Origin of the sequence: Arthrobacter sp. AG367, from assembly GCF_007828995.1 — a bacterium.
GTDB lineage: Bacteria > Actinomycetota > Actinomycetes > Actinomycetales > Micrococcaceae > Arthrobacter.
In genome coordinates this window covers 1261944-1282504 of record NZ_VIVE01000001.1, presented here as the reverse complement: position 1 = coordinate 1282504, position 20561 = coordinate 1261944, and the positions used below count along the sequence as shown (strand labels likewise).

The window sequence follows — 20561 nt, the reverse complement described above, 5'->3', positions numbered from 1 at the left end:
GTAACAAAATACGGGGATGATCGGTTTCGACGGTGTTAGTCGCGACAGGTGAAGCGGGCCGAGGATGCAGAATTATCTCGTAAACGCTTTCTGCAAACCAATAAGTGCCGAATCTAAGCGCACTGACTTCGCTCTTGCTGCCTAAGCAGTAAGACAGTCCGTCAGCCCGGGGTTGCTATCGCCCCGGATCCTGGCGTCATTTAGATAGCCACTGCTGTTTGCTCCCGTCATCGGAGTAAACGGGACTTTTAGATGACTGGGCCCGGATCAGCCAGCTGTTTGCAGCATGGCTGGGGCCGAGAAAATCCGACGCAAACTGCGCCCGGAGAAGCCCTGACAACACGACATCGGACGGGGGTTCAATTCCCCCCATCTCCACCCACGGGTAAAACACCCCGGTCTTCGGACCGGGGTGTTTTTCTTTGCCTGTCAAGGCAAGGGGACCCGGGCCTAAATGCTCTACCGGGCTGGCCCCGCAAGCCGTTACCTTCGACTGCATGCACAACGATCCACCGCAAACGCCTACCGAAGTCCTGGACGCCGGAACGTGCTGGGACCTCCTGCGTGGAGTATCCGTCGGCCATTTGGCAGTGCTGGTGAACGGATACCCGGAGGTGTTCCCGGTCAACTACAAAGTGGACCACGAATCGCTGGTCTTCCGGACGGGGGAGGGAACGAAACTGCGCGCAGCAGGCGGGCCGCTCGCCGTCGCCCTGGAAGCCGACGGCCATGATGCCGCCAAAGCATGGAGCGTCCTGGTCAAAGGCAAGGCCGTCATCCTCGAGCCATCGGAGGAACTGATGAAGGGAGCAGGCCTTACCCTGTTTCCCTGGCAGGCCGGTGAAAAGGAGCACTTTGTCCGGATCGTTCCCAACTCCGTAACGGGCAGGCGTTTTTCCATCACGTCCCCGTTGACCTGGTGGAGCCACGTGGGGCACACAGCCGGCGCAAAGACATAGGGTTCCAGTGGCCGCGTCGTGACCCGGCGGCCGCGCCGGGCCCTAGGGCCCTGTCCGGAATGACCGCTTTGCTGGTACCACTGACCTATGATCGGGTCGCCCACCGCCGCTGCTGCCAAGCCACCGTTTGACGCCGTCATCTTCGACCTGGACGGGGTGGTCACCAATACAGCGCTGGTCCACCAGGCTGCCTGGAAAGATGCGTTCGACCGGATCCTGCGTGACCCAAGAGTCCCTGCCGGCGCCAACCGTGCCCCGCTCAGCAGGAATGACTACCTCACGTTCATCGACGGGATGCCGCGGGAGGAGGGGGTGGTACGGTTCCTGGCTGCCAGGGGAGTGCAGGTTGAGAAGGGAAACGAGACGGACGAAGCCGGCGCATGGACCGGGTTCGGCCTGGGTGCCTGGAAGAACGAACTGTTCCTGAAACACCTCCGGACCGACGGCGTCCAGAGTTACCCAGGCACCCTGGATTTGCTGCAGAGGCTAGCGGGCGCGGCAGTGCCCACTGCTGTGGTCACCTCAAGCCGGAACGCCGGGTTGGTCCTGGAAGCGGCGGGCATCCAGGATCTCTTCAGGGTGGTGCTGGACGGAACGACGGCGGCCCGGCTCGGCCTGCGCGGAAAACCGGCGCCGGACGGCTTTCTTGCGGCCGCATCGCGGCTTGGGGTCTCCCCGCCACATGCGGTGGTGATCGAGGACTCCGCGGCGGGGGTTGAGGCCGGCCGCCGGGGTGACTTCGGCCTCGTTGTCGGAATCGACCGGACCGGCAACCGCCGGCAGCTTGAGGCAGCCGGCGCCCATACCGTCCTCAACGACGTGGGGGAGCTGGATCTGGGCCAGGTCATCGGCAACGCCTGGCACCTCGTCTATGAAGGTTTCGACGCCGCACACGAGGGACACCGGGAAGCCCTGACCACGCTGGGCAATGGTTACATGGGCGTCCGCGGGGCGGCGCCCGAAGGCGGCAGCTTCAGCTACGCGGGCATGTACCTCGCCGGCGTCTACAACCGTGTCCGCGCGGAAGCCGGCGGCGAGACGCTGCTGGAAGAACACATGGTCAACGCCCCCAACTGCCTGCCGCTCGACCTGCGCCTGCCGGGCCAGCAGTGGTGGTCGGAGGGCGGAATGACCTCGGTCCGCGAGCACAGGGTCCTGGACCTTAGACGGGCGGTACTGGAGCGGCGGCTGCTGCTGGAGACAGCCGACCACCGCAGGCTGGAAGTAGTGCAAACCCGTTTCGCGTCTCTGGCCGAGCCCCATCTGCTGGTCCTTGAGACGGTTATCACCGCGCTGGGCTGGAGCGGTCAGGTGGAGGTCCGCAGCGGTGTCAACGCCGGGGTCCGCAACGCCAACCTCCCCGAACATGCCCAGGGTTCGGACGTCCACATCGCTGACAGGACAGCCTCCCACCGTTCCATCCCTGAGCCGTCCGCGCTTGCTGCCTCCGTCGTCGAAGTGGAAACTACCCAGAGCCTCATCCGCATCGCCGCGGCCTATCGAACACAGGTATTCCCGGTAGCGGAGGGAGTTGAGGAGGGCAGGAAAGGGGCCTTCCATTTCCAGACTCTTCTGCTGTCCCTCAGTGCCGGCGCCCCGGTGCGGATCACCAAGACGGTGGCAGTGGTGACGTCCCGTGACCGTGCCATATCCTCTCCGGAAGCCGGCGCCCGTGCGGTCCTGGCGCGTATCCCCGGGGACTTCGATTCGCTGCTGACGGCGCACGAGGAAGCGTGGCGGCGCGAGCTGCGGCCGTTCATGGTGGAGATCGATGCCCCGGTCCAGGTGCGCCTTGTCCTGAACCTGCACATATTCCATCTGCTGCAGACACTGACACACCATACGACCGAACTGGATGCCGGCGTGACGGCGCGTGGACTCCACGGCGAGGGCTACCGGGGCCACGTCTTTTGGGATGAGCTGTTCGTCCTGCCGGTACTCGCCTCGAGGACGCCTGAGGTTGCGCGTGCCGTCATCGATTACAGGTGGCGGCGGCTTCCCGCCGCCCGGCATGCCGCGGCCCTGGAAGGTCTGGCAGGGGCGAAATTTCCGTGGCAAAGCGCCAGCGCCGGAACCGAGGAAACGCCCAAATGGTTGTACAACGACAGGTCCGGCAGGTGGGTCAAGGACCACTCGCACCTGCAGGTGCACTCCGGACTTGCTGTCGCGTTCAATGCCTGGCAGTACTTCCAGACCACTGGTAACAAGATCTGGCTCCTGCAAAAGGGGGCGGAACTGGTGATCGAGGTTGCCCGTTTCTTCCGCTCACTGGCGGACTACGACCAGCAGGAGGGCCGTTACCACCTGCGCGGCGTCGTGGGACCGGACGAATACCACACCGGCTATCCCGGCAGCGACGGACCCGGCCTGGACGACAATGCCTACACCAATGTCATGGCGGCATGGGCCTGCTCCACGGCAAGGGGAATCATGGCCTTCCTGCACGGCAGCGAACGTGCCGTACTCATGGAACGCCTGGGTGTCACAGAGGAGGAAACCGCCGGGTGGGCGCACGTGGGATCGGCGATGTACGTCCCCTTTCACGAGGACGGCGTCATTAGCCAGTTCGAGGGCTACGGGTCGTTGAAGGAACTTGACTGGGACCACTACCGGGACAGGTACGGCGACATTGAGCGGCTGGACCTGATCCTCGAGGCCGAAGATGACAGTACCAACTGCTACAAGCTGGCAAAGCAGGCCGACGTCCTGATGCTCCCGTACCTGTTGGGGCACGACGGACTGGTCAGTATCCTTCGGCGGCTTCAGTATGCATTCACGGCGGAACACCTTAACAGGACGATCGAGTATTACCTGGCCAGGACGGCGCACGGCTCCACCCTGAGCAGGGTTGCCCACGCGTCCGTCCTTGCGGGCCTGGACGCGGACCGGGCGTGGGACAGTTTCCGGGAAGCGCTCGACGCCGATCTTGACGATACCCAGCACGGCACCACGCGCGCGGGCATCCATTTGGGCGCGATGGCCGGAACCATCGACGTGGTCCAGCGCAGCTTTGCGGGGCTCCGGTTCAGCGGTGACACGATCCTGTTTGCACCCAACCTCCCCACCGGGCTGCGCGCCGTTGCCTTTGAGGTCCTCTACCGGGGACACCGCCTCCGCATACATCTCAAGGACGGGGACATGAGCATCGCCTCTGCTCCCGGTGACGCCGGCCCCATCAAGGTGCAGGTGCATGGCAATGACGAGGTCCTTCCTCCCGGGCAAACCCTCCATTTTCCGTTGCCTGTCCGGGCTTCGGGGGTGGTGGTCCGGTGAAGCGGCTGGGGATCCTCACCAGTGGCGGTGACTGCCCGGGCGTGAACGCGGTCATCCGGGGAGCCGTGCTGGGCGGACACGTTTCGCATGGCTATGGATTCATCGGGTTCCGGGACGGTTGGCGGGGTGTGTTGGAGCAGGACATTTACCCTTTGCCCCGTACGAGTGTCCGTGGGATCGCCCGCCTGGGTGGAACCATCCTGGGCACGTCCCGGACCAACCCGCTGGTGGGCAATGGAATCGAGGGTGTCCGTGCCTGCGTCCGGCACAACGAACTGGACGGCCTGATTGCCATTGGGGGAGAGGGAACGTTGGCAGCCGCCCGGGAACTCTGCTCCCAGGGCATCAACGTGGTGGGAGTGCCCAAGACCATTGACAATGACCTCGGCGCCACCGACTACACCTTCGGCTTTGATTCTGCGGTGCAGACCGCCACCGAAGCCATCGACCGGCTCCGGACCACCGGCGAGTCGCACCACCGGTGCATGGTGGCCGAGGTCATGGGCCGCAGTGCGGGCTGGATAGCACTGCATTCCGGGATGGCATCGGGCGCGCACGCCATCCTGATACCTGAACATCCGGTGTCCCTGGACCAAATTTGCTCGTGGGTGCTGTCAGCCCGTGACCGGGGCAGGGCTCCGCTCGTGGTGGTGGCCGAGGCCTTCGCTCCTGAAGGCCACGAAGCACCGTACGCGCCCCGTGGCCTGGATACTTTCGGGCGCCCGCGGCTGGGAGGCATCGGGCTGCTGCTTGAAGGAGAACTGCAGCTGCGGACCGGCATCGAAACGCGCGCCACCGTCCTGGGTCACATCCAGCGTGGCGGCGAACCCACGGCCTTCGACCGTGTCCTTGCCACCAGGCTGGGCCTGGCCGCCGTCGAATCGGCAGCCGCCGGCAGGTGGGGCACCATGGTTTCGCTGCGCGGCACGGACATTGTCAACGTCGACCTTGAAGAAGCGCTGGGGGAACTGAAGGTGGTCCCTGAAGCGCGGTACCAGGAGGCCGCCGTCCTGTTTGGATGAGAGGCTACTGTTCCGGCCGGACCCGCAGGACTGCCGAACCGGTAATCCTGTCGGCAGCCAGGTCCTCAAGTGCCTTGTCCGCAGCCTGGAACGGGTAGGCCGTGGTGGTGAGGGTAAGCGAAAGCCTGGCTGCGAGAGCCAGGAACTCACGCCCGTCAGCCCGGGTATTGGCTGTCACGCTCCGCACCTGCCGTTCAAAAAAGAGCTCCCTGGTGTAATTGAGGGCCGGGATGTCGCTTAGGTGGATTCCGGCGATGGCAAGCGTTCCGCCCCGGTCCAGGGCGCGCAGCGCAGCCGGGACAAGGTCTCCAACCGGTGCGAAAAGAATGGCGGAATCGAGCGGTACCGGCGGCTGGTCATAAGCGTCCCCCGCATAATCAGCTCCCAACTCCAGGGCGAGCGACCGCGCGCCGTCAGACCGGGTCATGACATACACGGAGGCGCCCTGTTTAAGCGCCAACTGGGCGGTGATGTGGGCAGAGCTGCCAAAGCCGTAAATGCCAAGGCGGCCACCCACGGGAAGGGCGGCGCGCTTCAGCGCGCGGTACCCGATGATGCCCGAACACAGCAGTGGTGCCGCCTGCTCATCCGGGAAGGCTGGAGGTACCGGGTAGGCAAAGTCCTCCGCAACCGTCAAGTACTCGGCATAGCCGCCATCCCTGTCCCAGCCGGTGAAGACGGGCGACTGGCACAGATTTTCATCACCCCGGCGGCAGTAGTCGCACCTGCCGCAAACCCCGCCAAGCCACGCCACACCCACCCTGTCGCCAGTCCTGAACCGGGAGCAGGCAACTCCTGCCTCAACAACCACGCCGATTGCTTCATGCCCGGGCACAGTCTGCGCACGGTGCGGTGCCAGGTCTCCTTCAGCGAGGTGGAGGTCGGTGCGGCAAACACCGCAGACAGTCACTTCCACCAGGAGTTCGTTGGCCGCAGGCGTGGGAGTGGCACGGAGTCCCTGAACCAGCGGGTGGGTGGATATGGGGCCCGGCCCGTTCACCCACCATGCGCGCACGGTGTCTCCTGCCCGTAATTCCTACTCGAAACCGGCGCGGGTTGCGTCGTCCAGCGAGGTTTGCCACAGCAGTGGTGCGTCCACCGTGAAGCGCCTCCCCGTTATTGACTCCGGCGTGATGCGGATGAAGTGCTCCTGCCCCACGCCCTGCCATGGAAACAGCGCCCGCTTGACGTCATCCAGGTCAGGGCCCGTGGGCGTCGCTTCAACAGCCGTGCCTTTGACCACGACGCTCCATGCGAGCCCGAATTGGGAGCTGACCGCATCTGCTTCGAGGGCCACGGTGGCTTCCGACTGGAGGGCCTGGTGCTTGGTACCGCCGCCGGTGCGGAAAACCAGCGTCCTGCCGTCCACCTTGTAATTGACGGGAAAGACATCCGGATGGCCATCGGCGATGACGGCCAGGCGCCCCACCCCGGTCTGGGCGAGGAGCGTCCAGCACTCGTCCGCGTCAAGGATTTCCGGCACAGGCACGTTCGTTTTCTCAGTCATAGGCCACAGCGTAGGCAACTCTCCCGCCTCCCGTAAGGGCATAAAGGCCCGGCCTCCAAGGAAGGACCAATGCCCAAGGAAGGACCAATGGCACTTGGGGTCCGGCCGGCCCAATGGGACGCTGTGGGGACGCCCGGGAAACGCTCATCTTCCGGTGAAAGGTGGCCCATGCTGACCCATCTGTTCCTCAACCGCCTGCTGTGGGCTGTTGCCGGACTGCTGGCGCTCGCCGCTGCGGCAACGGGGCTTTGGCGGCCCGGAATCTACAACAGGGTGGTTGCCGCTGACATGATCCCCGGCGCCTACTCCCAGGACCTGCTCTCCGTCGCGGCCGGGCTCGCGTTGCTGTACCTGGCCTACGCGGTTGGCCCGCACAGGGCCAAATACCAGATCGTGGCACTGGGGCTCCTTGGCTACCTCTTCTACGCATACGGGATCTACGTCATTGAGCGGACGTACAACGGCCTGTACCTGCTCTACATGGCAGTCTTCGCAGTGTCATTCTGGGCCATGGTCACCGCCGGGGCCACCATGGACCGCGACGCGCCATCCGCCTCCCTTCCCCGTGCACTGAGGCTGGTGTCAGCGGCCGGTGCCATCCTTCAGCCGCTGATCTTCTACCCTCTGTGGATCGGGATGCTCCTGCCCCTGATGCGGAGCGGCGAGCAGATTGACTCCCTCTACTCGATCTTCATCCTGGACCTTTGCTTCATCATGCCCGGGTTCCTGATCCTGTCCTTCCTCACGTACCGGGGCCACCGTACGGGACTGCTGCTTCTCCCGGCCCTGTATGTCCTGGGTTTCACCCTCATTTTCTCCCTGGCGGTGGGTGAACTGGTTAAACCCCTGTTCGGTGCAGAACCAAGCCTGGCCGCCTTGCTGCCCGCCCTTGGGCTCTCGGGGCTTTTCCTGGTGCTCGGAAGCCTGCACATAGCCAAACTCCAGGCAGTGGATCCGCCGGCAGCCAGTCCCGCCGGCCCGCAGCCCAACCATCAGCTGTCCGCGCAAGCCGGCGGCGAACGTCGGAGAATCCGTCCCACACAGTAAGGAGAGACACATGAAAGCCCTCGTCTACGGCGGACCGGGTGACAAGTCATGGACTGATGTCCCCGACCCCCGGATCCAGCAACCCGGCGACGTCATCGTCAAGGTCGATACCACCACGATCTGCGGCACCGACCTGCATATCCTCAAAGGTGACGTACCCGCCGTCGAAAAGGGCCGGATCCTGGGACATGAGGCGGTGGGAACCATCGTGGAAACCGGGCCTTCCGTGACCGGCCTGAAGGTGAATGACCGTGTCATCATCTCGTGCATCAAATCCTGCGGCCACTGTGCCAACTGCAAGACCGGACTCTATTCGCACTGCCTGGGAGGCGAAGGCCAGGAAGGCACCGGGTGGATCTTCGGACACCTGATCGACGGGACCCAGGCGGAGTATGTCCGCGTGCCGTACGCCGAAAACTCGCTGCACCTGCTGCCCTCGGGCGTCAGCGACGAACAGGCCGTCATGCTCTCCGATATCCTCCCCACCGGATTCGAAATAGGTGTCCAGTACGGCCGGGTGAAGCCCGGCGACACCGTGGCCGTTGTTGGTGCCGGGCCGGTGGGCCTGGCGGCGATCACCACGGCAGGACTGTACGGCGCAGCGACTGTGGTGGCCATCGACCTGGACGCCAACCGCCTGGCGAAGGCAAGGGAGTTCGGCGCCACGGACACTGTCCTTTCCGGCAGCAGTGACTGGAAGGAACAGGTCCTGGCCCTGACCGGCGGACAGGGCGTCGATGTGGCCATCGAAGCTGTTGGCGTGCCGGCAACATTTGGCATGTGCACCGACATAGTGCGGCCGGGTGGATCGGTGGCGAACGTTGGGGTGCACGGAAAACCGGTGGAGCTGCACCTGGAAAACCTGTGGATCCAAAACATCAACATCAGCATGGGGCTGGTGAATACCAACACGACGCCCATGCTGCTCAAGCTTGTGGCCCAGGGAAAGATCAGGGCGGAGAAGTTCGCCACGCACCATTTCAGTTTCGACCAGTTCCTTGACGCCTACGACACGTTTTCCCGGGCAGCCGAAACCAAGGCCCTCAAAGTGATCATCACGGCGTGAGACCGCAGGCCGCTACAGCCAGTCGGCGGAAAAATCGACCGGCGGCCACCAGCGGGTCCGCGGCGTGACAGCGAAACGGCGGCCGGTGATATCGGTGGGGGTAATGGCCACCAGGTGGTCCTTGATCCCCGGTTCCCAAGGTTCCCTGTCGGCGTCTTCCTCCGGAAGCTTCATGCTGGCTTCATCGAATGGCTGCGGCCTGCCCTTGGCGACAACGCTCCAGACCTGAGTGGCGTATGGGTTGAGGCCGTCCACCTCCAAGGCGGCAACCGAGCCGCTGAGCAGGGCACGGAGCTTGGTCCCCGGCGCCGTGCGGAACAGCAGGGTGTCACCGGCGACCGAAAAATTCACGGGAAAAATCTCGGGAACGTCACCGTTGATGACCGCCAGCCGCCCGATATAGGAGGACCGAAGGTACCGCCAGCACTCCTCAGCGTTCAGTATTTCCGTTTGAGACCCTGCAGGGGAGTCAGTCATGCTCCGATCCTAAAGCCTTGACAGCCGCACCGCACCGCAATGCCCGCGTTCACCCACGGCGTAGTTCCACCGGGAGTGGACCGTGCCCGGCCATTGTTGTCTCCCGTAAGGACCCGTAAAGGGCATGGATTGCCGGAAGCGGCACCAGACCGGAGGTGCGTCATGGAACAGGCGCGGGAACCCATATCCACCGGAGACGAGGACGTCCTGGACTCGTACTCGCAAACGGTCATGCGTGTCGCGGCAGCGGTTACGCCCCACGTGGCAGCCATCGAGATGACCGCGAATAGGGGCAACGGCAGGGTGAGGGTGGGCGCCGGCTCGGCCGTTCTCTTCACGGAGGACGGATACCTGCTCACCAACTCACACGTCGTGGCAGGCACCCGGCACGGTTTTGCGGTGTTTGGAGACGGGAGCCGGATGGAACTGGAACTGGTGGGAGCCGACCCCCTGTCCGATCTAGCAGTCGTCCACGGTTCGCGGCCCAAGGTGCCACCTGCTCAGTTCGGCGCGGCCGAGACCCTGCGCGTGGGCCAGCTTGTGATTGCCGTCGGAAACCCACTGGGCCTGGCGGGGTCAGTCACCGCGGGCGTGGTCAGCGGTTTGGGCCGGGCCATTCCAGTCTGGGCGGGCGGCAACAGGAGGGTGATCGAGGACGTTATCCAGACGGACGCAGCGCTGAACCCAGGCAACTCCGGTGGAGCGCTGGCGGACACGCACTCCAGGATCGTCGGCATCAACACCGCAGTGGCGGGCGCCGGGCTGGGGCTCGCCATACCAATCAATGCCACCACCCGCAGGATCATCTCCGCGCTCCTGTCAGACGGGAGGGTACGCCGTGCCTACCTGGGCCTTGTCAGCACGCCCATCCAGCTCAACCCCAGCGCTGTGATCCGCAGCGGGCTGCGCGAAGGGCTCCGCGTCGTGGAGGTGCTGCCCGGCTCGCCGGCGGACAAAGCAGGCCTTGCCGCGGGTGACATTATCGTCACCGCCGGAGGCCGTCCCGTCAGCAACGCGGAAAGCCTGCAGCGGCTCCTGTTTTCCGATGCCATCGGCGAGCCGCTGGACGTGAAGGTACTCCGCGACGGCACCGAGTTGCACCTCACCGCCGTCCCGGAAGAAATGACAGGCAACGGCGCAGGATAATGCCCGACGCCGGCCCGAAGGTCCCCGGGGCACGTCACCTGGGCGGGCCTAGGGACGGACCGGAGGCGCTTCCACGTCCGCGATGCCCACGAAACGGGTCCCCACGCCGTCGTACTCGCTGCGGACGCACCCGGGGCGGACGGCGGGAACATCGGAAGGCGCATGATGGCTGCATACCACGTAGGTGAAGTCCGGCCACCACTTCTTGGGCCGGGCCGCCTCCTCATAGCCACAGACGGCGCATTCCAGGTGCACCCACACCGGCCGCTTGCCCGTCCGGTTGGCGCGTGACTGCACCAGCCATGGCGGAGGATTGTCGAGGATGGCGCGGAGTTCGGCCTCCGTCATCCACTTCGGCAGGCCGTGGCGCTGCGCCATCTCAAGGGGAACATCAAGGGTTATTGCGGCGTCGCGTCTGCTGATCATCACCTTCCACCATACGGGAGGCCGCCAAATCGCCGGCCGGGCCCCCAACGGGAACAGCGTCGCTAGGAAGCCAGTGCACTGCCAGCGGCCGCGGCAGCAAAGCCAAGGCCCAGGTTGACTGCCACGTTCAGGGCCGCGGCGCCGAACCGTGCTTCGCTGAGCAGGCGGATGGTGGCGGTGGTCCACGAACTGAAGGTGGTAAGTCCGCCGGCCAGTCCGGTGGCCAAACCCACCTGCCATTCCGCGCCCAGTCCCAGCCCGGCGGTCAGGCCGTGTGCCAGACCGATGATGAAGCAGCCGACGACGTTGACCATCAGGGTGGCCCAGGGCCAGTGCAGCGCCGCACGGCCATCGGTGCGGACGCTGCGGATGCTGCTGTGGTGTGCGAACCAGCTGTCGATCCCGAACCGCAGCAGCGCTCCGGCCACGCCAAACACTCCCACCAGGGCTGCCGTGATCATGCCGGGCCCCGGTTCCGGGCGATGAGCCTTCCGGTGCGCCAGCCCAGGCCGGCCGCCGAAAGACCGAGCAACAGCGACAAGCCCAGGTAAAGGAGCCATACGGGGTGCTCACCCGCGCGTGCCAACTGGTCGGAGGCGAAAATGACCGCGGAAAAGGTGGTGAAGGAACCCAGCAGGCCCGGCCCGATGCCGGCGCGCAGCCAGAAGGCCGTGTGCGGGCGTGCCATCCAGACGGTGGTCAAAGCCGCGAGGACGAAACTGCCGCTGATGTTGATGCCCAGCGTGGCCCACGGGACCGAACCGGGCGCGTCCGGAAACGCCAGGCCCAGCCCGTAGCGCAGCTCACTGCCGATCAGTCCGCCGGCGGCGACAGCCAGCCAGGCACGGGCGGTGGGCAACGCCACGTCAGAGCCCGTCCAGGGCGCAGCCGGCATGCGGCGCGTCGCTGGAGACCCAGAGCGCCGAGGCGATTTCCTCAGCGAAATCGTACTCACGGGCGCCGCCGGGACCACCGATCCGCACCACCAGGGCTCCGCCGAAAGGCCGCCGTCCCACCACCTCGACGTCCGCATCAAGGTCGATGGCCTGGGCGGCCAGGTAGCGCAGCAGTTCCGGGTTGTCGTCGCTGATCCGGGTGATCCTGCCGGTATGTCCCTGGTCCAGCTCGGCGAGGAGGTGCGCGCGCGGCATCAGCACCTGCCCGTCCGCCGTGGGGATTGGATCGCCGTGCGGGTCACGCTTCGGGTCCCCGAGCTTGGCGGCGACCCGTTCGATGAACGTGTCCGACACGGCGTGTTCGAGTTGTTCAGCCTCATCGTGGACTTCGTCCCAGCTGTATCCGAGCCGCTGGACAAGGTATGTCTCGATCAGCCGGTGGCGCCGGACCATGGACAGCGCCAGTCGCAGGCCGGCCTCGGTCAGCGTGACGGCGCTGTAGGGCTTGTGGTCCACCAGGCCCTGGTCCTTGAGTTTGCGGACCATTTCCGAAACCGAGGAATTTGCCACCCCCAGCCGCTGTGCGAGCTGGGAGGACGTGATGGGCTTGTCCTGCCATTCGGTAAAGGAATAAATGACCTTGACGTAATCCTCGATCGAGGAGGAGGGCGCGCTGGTCTTCACGAATCCAAGCCTACCGGCTCTGCAGGCGCCATACGGGATGCGCCGTCATGCCTTGACGGCCCGCCAAGCCAGGGTGAGGTAGGGAAGGTCGATTTCCTGGTCAGGGGTGTAGGCAAGGTGTTCGTGCAGGTACCAGTCCAGGTTGGCCAGGACCTTGGCCCGCGTTGACTCGCCGGCCCGGAGGTAGTAGCTGCGGGATTTAGTGAGTTCCATCAGGTCCGTGGTGTCCACTGTGTCCTGCCAGTGGGTGACATGCCCTTCGAGCCCCTGGAACTCCGGGCCGATGACGGGCTTGTGCCCCGGCCGGTAGACGTCGCCTGCGTGCATGATCCGGGAGAGCCGGTGCACCCAGGGCACTGAGGTGTCCAGCTGGTTCCACACCAGGCCGAGGGTTCCGTGCGGGCGCAGCACGCGGGCCAGTTCGGTGCTTGCCGCCAGGGCGTCGCACCAGTGCCACGCCTGGGCTACGGTGACGACGTCGAAGCTGGCGTCGGGCAGGCCTGTCGCCTCGGCAGTCCCCGGCATCGCCGTGGCAGCCGGGTAGTGTTCCGTGAGCTGGGCGAGCATGTCCGCCGAGGGGTCCACGGCCGTGACGTCCAGCCCCATGTCCAGCAGCAGCGCGGTGAACTTTCCGGTACCGGCACCCACGTCGAGGGCTTCATGGGCGTCGGCGGGCACCAGCCACCGGGCTGACTCCTCAGGGTAGCCGGGCCGGACGCGCTGGTAGTGCCTGCCGCCGTCCTGGAAGCTCCGGCCCAGTTCCCTGCGCCGCCCGTGATCAAGCTTGGGGCCACCCCGAACCACGCGTGGCCTCCTTCAGCTGACGTCCTGCGGTACCTTTCGAATTTACCGCATTCCCCTGACGCACGGTCAGCCGGCTGAAACAGGAGTGGCCGGTCTCCGGCGTCAGTCGTCGATGCAGGGCGCTGCGCCGGCTGTTCCAGGGGTGTTGGGCGCCCAGTGCGGGTAGGTGCGGGTGTCGTTGGCAGGGACCCAGCGGCCTGCGTCCACCACGTAGTCCCAGCCCAGCCCGTTGCTCCGGAGCGCCTGGATGCCGGCCAGCAGGCGCTCGGCATCTTCCAGGCGCGAACCGACGCCGAAGCTGGCGCGGAGGGAACCGGACGGCAGGCCCAGGCGCTTCAGCAGGGGATGGGCGCAGAAGCGCCCGTCACGCAGGCCCACGCCATGCTCTGCCGAAAGGTACGCCGCCACCAGTCCTGCGTCGTAACCCTCGACGGAGAAGTTGACCACCCCGATGGTGTCCGTTTCGGGGTTGGTGTCCTTGAAGATCTGGTGAACCGTGACGCCGTCGATCCGCTGGAGTCCCTCCACCAGGAAGGAGCGGATGGCGGACTCGTGGGCGTGCCAGCGTTCCTGGTCCAGGCCGGCAATGACCTGGCTGGCGCGGGCCAGCGTGGCGGCCCCCAGGACGTTCGGCGAGCCCCCCTCATGGCGGGCCGGGCCGGTGGCCCAGCTGACGCCGTCGAGCCTGGCTTCCTTGACGGCGCCGCCGCCGGCGAGGTGCGGGACGCCGGCGTCCAGCCAGTCCGGGCGTCCCACCAGGACGCCGGCGCCGAAGGGCGCATACAGCTTGTGGCCGGAGAAGGCGAGGTAGTCGACGTCATCCGCGCTGATGTCTATGCGGCGGTGCGGCGCGAGCTGGGCCGCATCCACCACGATCCGTGCGCCATGTTCGTGGGCCAGCGCGGCCAGCGCCCGGATGGGGAGGATTTCGCCGGTCACGTTGGAGGCCCCGGTGACCGCGACCAGGCTGACACCGCCCTGTCCAAGCTCGGCACGTACGGCCTCAAGGGTGCCGGTGATGGTGTCGGCGGCGACGATGCTGCGGTGCGGGACGCCCTGCCACGGCAGGAGATTGGCGTGGTGTTCGATGTCCAGGTACAGCACTTCGCCGTGGTGGCGGCCATCGGTCACGGGAAGGCAGCCGGCCAGCAGGTTCAGCGAATCCGTCGTGTTGCGGGTGAAGATGACCGAATCATCCGGGCGGCCGCCCACGAAATCCCTGACGATGCTGCGCGCGTTCTCGTACACGGAGGTGCTGATCTGGGATGCGTATCCTGCCCCGCGGTGGACGCTGGCGTAGTAGGGGAGGATCTCATTCAGGTAAGCGGACACTACGGACAGTGCCGGGGCGGAGGCGCCGTAATCGAGGTTGGCGTACCGCACGTGGCCGCCCGAAATCAGGGGCGCCTGGATTTCGGCGCCGGTGACGGCAGCGAGCGGCCGGCCGGCTGCGGCGTGGCGTGCATGGGGGACGGCAGCTTGGGCAATGACGGGCTGGGGGGAGACGGTGGCAGTTGTCACAGAGACCTCACTTGGTACAGGACTCCGGCATAGTGGAATCCGCGCTTGCCGCATCCGCTCCGGACCGGCCTGGTCGTCACCCGGGGCACCCCACCGCGAATGGAGGGTTGCCGGCCAGCAAACCGGGGTTTTGCGCTGGCACTCGTGACCTGCATAAAAGCGTAGGACATGGGGCGGCCAGGACTGAAGCCGCGGCAATTGTTAAGGGCTTTGTTACGCGCCGCCGAATAAACGACGCCGGGCACCTGCCTTGGGAGGTGTCCGGCGTCGCATTATTCGTTCAAACGTGGAAAGCGCGTGAGTTACAGCAGATCGTCCAGGTACGGGTTCAATCGGTGCAGGACCTCCGAGTGCAGGATTGAGTTCGTGGCCAGGGCGTTCCCGCCGAACGGGCCGTCCTCGCCTTCCAGGGATGTGAACCGGCCGCCGGCCTCCACCACGATCGGCACCAGGGCAGCCATGTCATAGAGGTTCAGCTCGGGTTCGCAGGCGATGTCCACGGAGCCCTCGGCCACCATGCAATACGACCAGAAATCCCCGTAGGCCCGGGTCCGCCAAACGTCCTCGGTAAGGCCGAGGAACTCGTCAAGGTTTCCGCGTTCCTTCCACCCGCCCAGGCTGGAGTAGGAGAGGGAGGCGTCGGAAAGCTTCGACACGTTGGACACGCGGAGGCGGGTGGCGGCGGCAAGGGACCTGCCCATGTACGCGCCCATGCCTTTCGCCGCCCACCAGCGCTTGCCCAGGGCCGGGGCGCTGACGACGCCTACCACCGGTTCGCCCTCATCCACGAGGGCGATCAGCGTGGCCCATACGGGAACGCCGCGGACAAAGTTTTTGGTTCCGTCAATGGGGTCGATGATCCAGCGCCGGGAACCGTGGCCGGTGCTGCCGAATTCCTCGCCCAGGACGGCGTCGCGGGGGCGTGAACGGGAGAGCTGGCCCCGGATGGCTTCCTCGGCGGCCTTGTCCGCGTCGGTGACCGGCGTCAGGTCCGGCTTGGTCTCAACGTGGAGGTCCAGGGCCTTGAAGCGGCTCATGGTCTGGTCATCCACGGAGTCGGCCAGGACATGGGCCAGGCGCAGGTCATCGTTGTAGCTCGAAGCGGGTTGGATCATGGTTCCAAACTACCGTCTGTGGACGGTTCTGCCGGGAGAACGCGTCAGTTGACGCTGCCGAGCTCCTTGGTTTCCTGTGCTTCCATCCTCGGGTCCGTGCCAAGCAGGCGCCGCAGCGAGGCCAGCCGGGCCGCGCCGGTGGGACCTGCGTGTCCGCCTGCCACCCAGTCGTCGAGGCCGCAGTTCACTGCGGTTGCGGTGTGCTTGCAGCCCCGTTCGCAGTTCTCGATGCCGGGGGAGAGGTCCGGGAAGGAGCGCAGGATGCGGTCAGGGTCCACGTGCGCCAGGCCAAAGGAACGGATGCCGGGGGTATCGATGATCCAGCTGCCGGGAGGCGCGTCCGCCAACCGCAAGGCAAGGGCCGACGACGACGTGTGGCGGCCGCGCCCGGTCACGGCATTCACGCCGCCGGTGGCCCGCTCGGCGCCGGTCAGGGCGTTCACCATGGTGGACTTGCCGACGCCGGAGTGCCCCAGCATAACGGTGACCTTGCCATCGAGATGGTCCCGCAGCGCCGCCACTGCGGCGCTGTCCAGCCGCGCCGAGAGCCCGTCATCGGACCGGGCATCGATTCCCGACGCCTGCGCATCCGCCGTCTTGCTGATGATCACCGGGAAGTCCAGGTGCGTGTAGTTGGAAAGCAGGTCCGCGGGGTCTTTGACGTCGGCCTTGGTGACCAGCAGGATGGGTTCGATTCCGGCGTCGTATGCGGCCACGAGCGCGCGGTCGATGAACCCCGTGCGGGGTTCCGGGTTGGCGGCAGCCACCACGATCACCAGTTGGTCGGCGTTGGCCACCACCGCGCGCTCAACGGGGTCGGTGTCGTCGGCGCTGCGGCGCAGGAGGGTGTGGCGGTCCTGGATCTTCACCAGCCGGGCAAGCGTGTCCGGCGCGCCGGAGACGTCCCCCACGAGCGAGACGAAGTCGCCTGCCACAACGGGCGAGCGCCGAAGTTCCCGGGCGCGCGCGGCAATGACAACGCGCTCATTCTCCGAGTCCTCGTCCACTACCGCGGTGTACCGCCCGCGGTCCACCGTGATGATCCGTCCGGTCACGGCGTCGTCGTGGCTGGGGCGGTCTTTGGTGCGCGGCCGGGAGCCCTTCTTGCTGGGACGGATCCGAACGTCCGATTCGTCCCAGGAATCAGTGCTCCGCGCCACTGCCGCGCCCTTCCGGTCCGGCGGCGGACCCTTCTCCCTGGGCCAGCATGCCGGCCCACAGCTGCGGGAAATCCGGCATGGTCTTGGCCGTGGTGCCGATGTCCTCCACCTGTACGCCTTCGACGGCGAGTCCCAGGATTGCGCCGGCCGTGGCCATGCGGTGGTCGGCGTAGCTGTGGACGACGCCGGCGTGCAGCCGGGCGGGCCGGATCACCAGGCCGTCGCTGGTTTCCTCGGCGTCGCCGCCCAGCCGGTTGATCTCCGATACCAGGGCCGCGAGCCTGTCCGTCTCGTGTCCCCTCAGGTGGGCGATGCCGCTGAGGCGGGAAGGCCCCGTGGCAAGGGCACACAGGGCCGCGACCGTGGGAGCCAGTTCACTGGTGTCCGCGAAGTTGCCGCCCTTGATCTCCGGGCCGCCGGTGACGGTCAGGACACCGTCAGCCAGGGTGACCGAGGCGCCCATGCTGGCCAGGATTCCGCGCCACAGGTCCCCCACCTGCTGCGTTTCAGCAGGCCAGTTGGGAATCCGTACGGTGCCCCGCGTGGCCAGGGCCGCGGCCAGGAAGGGCCCGGCGTTGGAAAGGTCCTGTTCAATCCGCTGGTCGAAGGCGCGGATGGGTCCCGGCGCCACCACCCAGTGGTTGGGGACGGAGTCGTCCACTGAAACGCCGGCACCGCGCAGGACGGCCACTGTCATGTTGATGTGGTCCAGGCTGGGTACCGGCTTGCCCACGTGTTCCAGGTGCAGGCCGTCGTCGAACCTTGCGCCCACCAGGAGGAGGGCGGAGACGAACTGCGAGGAGGCGCTGGCATCGATCACCAGATGGCCGCCGCGGACTGCGCCGTTGCCTTCCACCACAAAAGGGAGCGACGACGGCGCGCTGCCGTCTTCGGCGGAAACGGCCACGCCCAGGGCCTTGAGGGCTTCGATGATGGTTCCCATGGGGCGCTTGCGGGCGTGGGGATCGCCGTCGAACACGCTGGCTCCGTTGCGGAGCGCCGCCAGCGGCGGAACGAACCGCATGACGGTGCCGGCAAGTCCGCAGTCGATCCTGGTGTGGGACGCGGCCGCTGCCGCCGGCAGCGGAACCACCTCCAGGTCGGGCCCAAAGGCACCGTCCCCGGGCACTTCGGTGATGACGGCACCGAGCTGCCGCAGTGCGTCGACCATGAGTGCGGAGTCCCTGGAATGCAGGGGGGCCCGCAGCCGGGAGGGGCCGTCCGCGAGGGCTGCCAGGACCAGGTACCTGTTGGTCAGGGACTTCGATCCGGGCACCGTCACGGTGGCGTTAACGGGCCGGGACGCAAGGGGTGCGGCCCAGTGCTGGACAGGCGTTCCGGACCCGTCCCGGGTGGCAACTGCTGCGGTCATTCGTGTTTATGCTCCCGTAGCGTGTTCGACGGCGCGGCGCACGGCCTTGTCCGCCTTGTTCAGCTTCTTGGTGGTGGTCCTGCGCGCGTCGGCGGCCAGGTGCGAGGCGTTACGACGGGCATCGGCCGCCAGGTGCTCGGCGCGCCAGGCCAGGCCGGGCTTGCCGGCGGTGTCCACGGAAGCGAGCAGGGCGCCGCCGCTCAGCGAGAGGTTCTTGAGCAGCTGGTTCCGGCGGCTTTCGCGGCCTTCCTTGCTGCTGATATCCGCGCTGCGCCATTCAACGAAGGTGTTCAGGAGCGAAATCACCGTCAACAGGCCCGCGGAGAGCCGGGAAAACTTGCCAAGGCCGAACAGGACGCCGGCCCCTACCTGGGTTCCGCCAATCACACGTGCGAGGGTGGTTTCGTTCGCCTGGAAGGGAAGCGAGGCTGCAGCCTTGCGCAGCAGCGGTGAGAGCTGCTGTGCGGTGTCGTCTGCGTTCCTGAGCTTATCCAGTCCGGCGAGAACGAAACTGGAGGCGAGCATGGGCCGTGCGAGCGTGCGGACAAAGGACATGGATTTCCTCCTGGATGGACGAGCCGCGCCGAGCGGCGGAGTCGGTCCTAGTCTTGCACTTTTGGGGAATATTTGCCCGTGGGAGGCGGTTATGGCAAACAGGTCCGCAACAGGGGCCTGACAATCATTCACCCGAAACAGAGCGGAGTTGGCCCTTGGGGAAGGTGTTGGACGGAACCAGGCAGGCGGGCCCGGTGGCAGTGGACAAGCTGGCCTCGGAACCGCCGGAATACGGCACGCCCCGGGCAGGGAGCCTGACAGTAGACTTGAAGGCAATGAACACCCTGGATCCGGCCGTTGCGGCCATGTATGAGGCTACCCCCGGCGAAGCAAACGGCAGGGCCGGCACCGCGCCTGTGCCTGCCGGACAGGCAGGCCCTGAATCATTGGCCGCAGAAGCGGATGCCGAGGATGCCACGCTGGACGTCGCCACGGAGAGCGTGGAGGAGCGCCGCCTTCGCTTTGAGCGGGATGCCATGCAGTACGTCGACCAGCTGTATTCCGCTGCCATGCGCATGGCCCGGAACCCGTCCGACGCGGAGGATCTGGTCCAGGAGGCCTACACCAAGGCTTTTTCGGCCTTCCACCAGTACAAGCCGGGAACAAACCTGAAAGCCTGGTTGTACCGGATCCTGACCAACACGTACATCAACCTCTACCGCAAGAGGCAGCGTGAGCCCCTGCAGTCCAACTCGGACAGCATTGAGGACTGGCAGCTGGCACGGGCGGAGTCGCACACCTCGAGCGGACTGCGCTCAGCCGAGGCTGAAGCCCTGGATCATCTTCCGGATTCGGACGTGAAGCGGGCGCTGCAGGACATCCCCGAAGAATTCCGGCTGGCGGTCTACTTCGCCGACGTTGAGGGCTTTGCCTACAAGGAAATCTCGGACATCATGAACACGCCCATCGGCACTGTGATGTCCCGGCTCCACCGCGGCCGGCGAATGTTGCGGGACATGCTCGCGGAATACGCCGCCGAGCGGGGATTTAAGACGGCCGCAGATGCCTCGGATGCGGCAGGAAGCAAAGCACAGGAGAACAGGAAATGAGCGACTGCCAGGGATTGGGCGATTGCGACGACACCAGGATGCAACGCATCTACGAATACCTTGACGGGGCGCTGACCCGCGAGGACCTCACGGAAATCAAGAACCACCTTGATGACTGCCCTGAGTGCACGGAACAGTATGACCTGGAGTGCGTCATCCGCAATATGGTCAAGCGCTCCTGCACGGAGTCCGCGCCGGACAACCTGAAGAACGCCATCCTGGACAGGATCCACACCATCCGTCCCGTGGAGGCCTAGGAACAGGCACGCGTTGCGCCGGTCAGGGCCGCAGACAGCAAAGGACCCCGGAAGCCGTTTGGCTTGCGGGGTCCTTCGCTTGAACCGTAGTTCCTGGCATTTGCCTAGGTGTTGGGGCGCTTCCCGTGGTTCGCGCCGCCACGCTTACGGTCACGACGCTTGCGTGCACGCTTGCTCATAGCTGGCCTCCTTACTGTTGGTACTCAAAAGAGCTGCCCTCAAGTC

22 protein-coding genes, 1 other RNA gene and 1 riboswitch are annotated in these 20561 nt (G+C 66.0%); of the genes, 9 read left to right on the top strand and 14 right to left on the bottom strand.

What is annotated here, in order from left to right; all coding sequences use genetic code 11:
* The first annotated feature begins 12 nt into the window (after positions 1–12).
* From ssrA to FB478_RS05960, 4 genes are all read left to right on the top strand, one after another.
* Positions 13–381, top strand: a transfer-messenger RNA (tmRNA) gene (gene ssrA / locus FB478_RS05975).
* A gap of 116 nt (positions 382–497) precedes the next feature.
* On the top strand, positions 498–959 hold the full coding sequence (locus FB478_RS05970) for a pyridoxamine 5'-phosphate oxidase family protein (RefSeq protein ID WP_144599907.1): 462 nt from the start codon (positions 498–500) through the stop codon (positions 957–959).
* Positions 960–1046: 87 nt separating this feature from the next.
* The gene (locus FB478_RS05965; protein ID WP_144599905.1) at positions 1047–4232 is read left to right on the top strand and encodes an HAD-IA family hydrolase; all 3186 of its coding nucleotides are present in this window, start codon (positions 1047–1049) and stop codon (positions 4230–4232) included.
* On the top strand, positions 4229–5254 hold the full coding sequence (locus FB478_RS05960) for an ATP-dependent 6-phosphofructokinase (RefSeq protein WP_018768464.1): 1026 nt from the start codon (positions 4229–4231) through the stop codon (positions 5252–5254). The genes FB478_RS05965 and FB478_RS05960 overlap by 4 nt, the downstream gene beginning before the upstream one ends.
* Positions 5255–5258: 4 nt before the next feature.
* Here the strand turns inward: FB478_RS05960 and FB478_RS05955 are convergent, their stop codons facing one another.
* Together FB478_RS05955 and FB478_RS05950 are read right to left on the bottom strand one after the other, a co-directional pair.
* Positions 5259–6269, bottom strand: a complete 1011-nt coding sequence (locus FB478_RS05955) for a zinc-dependent alcohol dehydrogenase family protein (RefSeq protein ID WP_144599891.1) — start codon at positions 6267–6269, stop codon at positions 5259–5261.
* 21 nt (positions 6270–6290) lie between these two features.
* Positions 6291–6761: a pyridoxamine 5'-phosphate oxidase family protein gene (locus FB478_RS05950; RefSeq protein WP_018768462.1), complete on the bottom strand. Its 471-nt coding sequence runs from the start codon at positions 6759–6761 to the stop codon at positions 6291–6293.
* Positions 6762–6929: 168 nt separating this feature from the next.
* Between FB478_RS05950 and FB478_RS05945 the strand changes: the two genes are divergently transcribed.
* A complete protein-coding gene (locus FB478_RS05945; protein ID WP_144599889.1) occupies positions 6930–7808 on the top strand; it encodes a hypothetical protein in 879 nt (292 codons plus the stop codon).
* A 10-nt stretch (positions 7809–7818) separates the two neighbouring features.
* Positions 7819–8874 (top strand): zinc-dependent alcohol dehydrogenase family protein, encoded by a 1056-nt coding sequence (locus tag FB478_RS05940; protein WP_134163822.1) that lies wholly within the window; start codon positions 7819–7821, stop codon positions 8872–8874.
* 12 nt (positions 8875–8886) lie between these two features.
* Here the strand turns inward: FB478_RS05940 and FB478_RS05935 are convergent, their stop codons facing one another.
* The gene (locus FB478_RS05935) at positions 8887–9351 is read right to left on the bottom strand and encodes a pyridoxamine 5'-phosphate oxidase family protein (RefSeq protein ID WP_018768459.1); all 465 of its coding nucleotides are present in this window, start codon (positions 9349–9351) and stop codon (positions 8887–8889) included.
* A 162-nt stretch (positions 9352–9513) separates the two neighbouring features.
* Between FB478_RS05935 and FB478_RS05930 the strand changes: the two genes are divergently transcribed.
* Complete coding sequence (locus FB478_RS05930; protein WP_056388045.1) at positions 9514–10497, top strand: S1C family serine protease; 984 nt, start codon at positions 9514–9516, stop codon at positions 10495–10497.
* A gap of 48 nt (positions 10498–10545) precedes the next feature.
* Here FB478_RS05930 and FB478_RS05925 read toward each other — a convergent pair whose 3' ends face one another.
* From FB478_RS05925 to FB478_RS05880, 10 genes are all read right to left on the bottom strand, one after another.
* Complete coding sequence (locus FB478_RS05925; protein WP_018768457.1) at positions 10546–10923, bottom strand: hypothetical protein; 378 nt, start codon at positions 10921–10923, stop codon at positions 10546–10548.
* A 62-nt stretch (positions 10924–10985) separates the two neighbouring features.
* Positions 10986–11384 carry a CrcB family protein gene (locus tag FB478_RS05920; RefSeq protein WP_144599887.1) on the bottom strand — a complete coding sequence of 133 codons (399 nt, stop codon included), beginning with the start codon at positions 11382–11384 and terminating at the stop codon, positions 10986–10988.
* Complete coding sequence (locus FB478_RS05915) at positions 11381–11818, bottom strand: CrcB family protein (protein ID WP_134163824.1); 438 nt, start codon at positions 11816–11818, stop codon at positions 11381–11383. The genes FB478_RS05920 and FB478_RS05915 overlap by 4 nt, the downstream gene beginning before the upstream one ends.
* On the bottom strand, positions 11790–12503 hold the full coding sequence (locus tag FB478_RS05910; RefSeq protein ID WP_018768454.1) for a metal-dependent transcriptional regulator: 714 nt from the start codon (positions 12501–12503) through the stop codon (positions 11790–11792). The genes FB478_RS05915 and FB478_RS05910 overlap by 29 nt, the downstream gene beginning before the upstream one ends.
* Before the next feature lie 45 nt (positions 12504–12548).
* Positions 12549–13307: a class I SAM-dependent methyltransferase gene (locus FB478_RS05905; RefSeq protein WP_018768453.1), complete on the bottom strand. Its 759-nt coding sequence runs from the start codon at positions 13305–13307 to the stop codon at positions 12549–12551.
* A gap of 102 nt (positions 13308–13409) precedes the next feature.
* On the bottom strand, positions 13410–14828 hold the full coding sequence (locus FB478_RS05900; protein WP_056388039.1) for an aminotransferase class V-fold PLP-dependent enzyme: 1419 nt from the start codon (positions 14826–14828) through the stop codon (positions 13410–13412).
* 36 nt (positions 14829–14864) lie between these two features.
* Positions 14865–14978: riboswitch (SAM riboswitch) on the bottom strand.
* Positions 14979–15130: 152 nt separating this feature from the next.
* Positions 15131–15943 (bottom strand): histidinol-phosphatase, encoded by an 813-nt coding sequence (gene hisN, locus FB478_RS05895; RefSeq protein WP_018768451.1) that lies wholly within the window; start codon positions 15941–15943, stop codon positions 15131–15133.
* Between the two features lie 44 nt (positions 15944–15987).
* Complete coding sequence (gene rsgA / locus FB478_RS05890; protein ID WP_018768450.1) at positions 15988–17103, bottom strand: ribosome small subunit-dependent GTPase A; 1116 nt, start codon at positions 17101–17103, stop codon at positions 15988–15990.
* Positions 17087–18475: a 3-phosphoshikimate 1-carboxyvinyltransferase gene (gene aroA / locus FB478_RS05885; protein ID WP_056388038.1), complete on the bottom strand. Its 1389-nt coding sequence runs from the start codon at positions 18473–18475 to the stop codon at positions 17087–17089. The genes rsgA and aroA overlap by 17 nt, the downstream gene beginning before the upstream one ends.
* 6 nt (positions 18476–18481) lie before the next feature.
* On the bottom strand, positions 18482–19030 hold the full coding sequence (locus FB478_RS05880) for a DoxX family protein (RefSeq protein WP_018768448.1): 549 nt from the start codon (positions 19028–19030) through the stop codon (positions 18482–18484).
* Between the two features lie 275 nt (positions 19031–19305).
* Between FB478_RS05880 and FB478_RS05875 the strand changes: the two genes are divergently transcribed.
* Positions 19306–20079, top strand: a complete 774-nt coding sequence (locus FB478_RS05875) for a sigma-70 family RNA polymerase sigma factor (protein ID WP_235509705.1) — start codon at positions 19306–19308, stop codon at positions 20077–20079.
* On the top strand, positions 20076–20336 hold the full coding sequence (gene rsrA, locus FB478_RS05870; RefSeq protein WP_018768446.1) for a mycothiol system anti-sigma-R factor: 261 nt from the start codon (positions 20076–20078) through the stop codon (positions 20334–20336). Before FB478_RS05875 ends, rsrA begins: the two co-directional genes overlap by 4 nt.
* A gap of 104 nt (positions 20337–20440) precedes the next feature.
* Here rsrA and FB478_RS21520 read toward each other — a convergent pair whose 3' ends face one another.
* Positions 20441–20515 carry a 50S ribosomal protein bL37 gene (locus FB478_RS21520; RefSeq protein ID WP_369299106.1) on the bottom strand — a complete coding sequence of 25 codons (75 nt, stop codon included), beginning with the start codon at positions 20513–20515 and terminating at the stop codon, positions 20441–20443.
* Between the last annotated feature and the right edge of the window lie 46 nt (positions 20516–20561).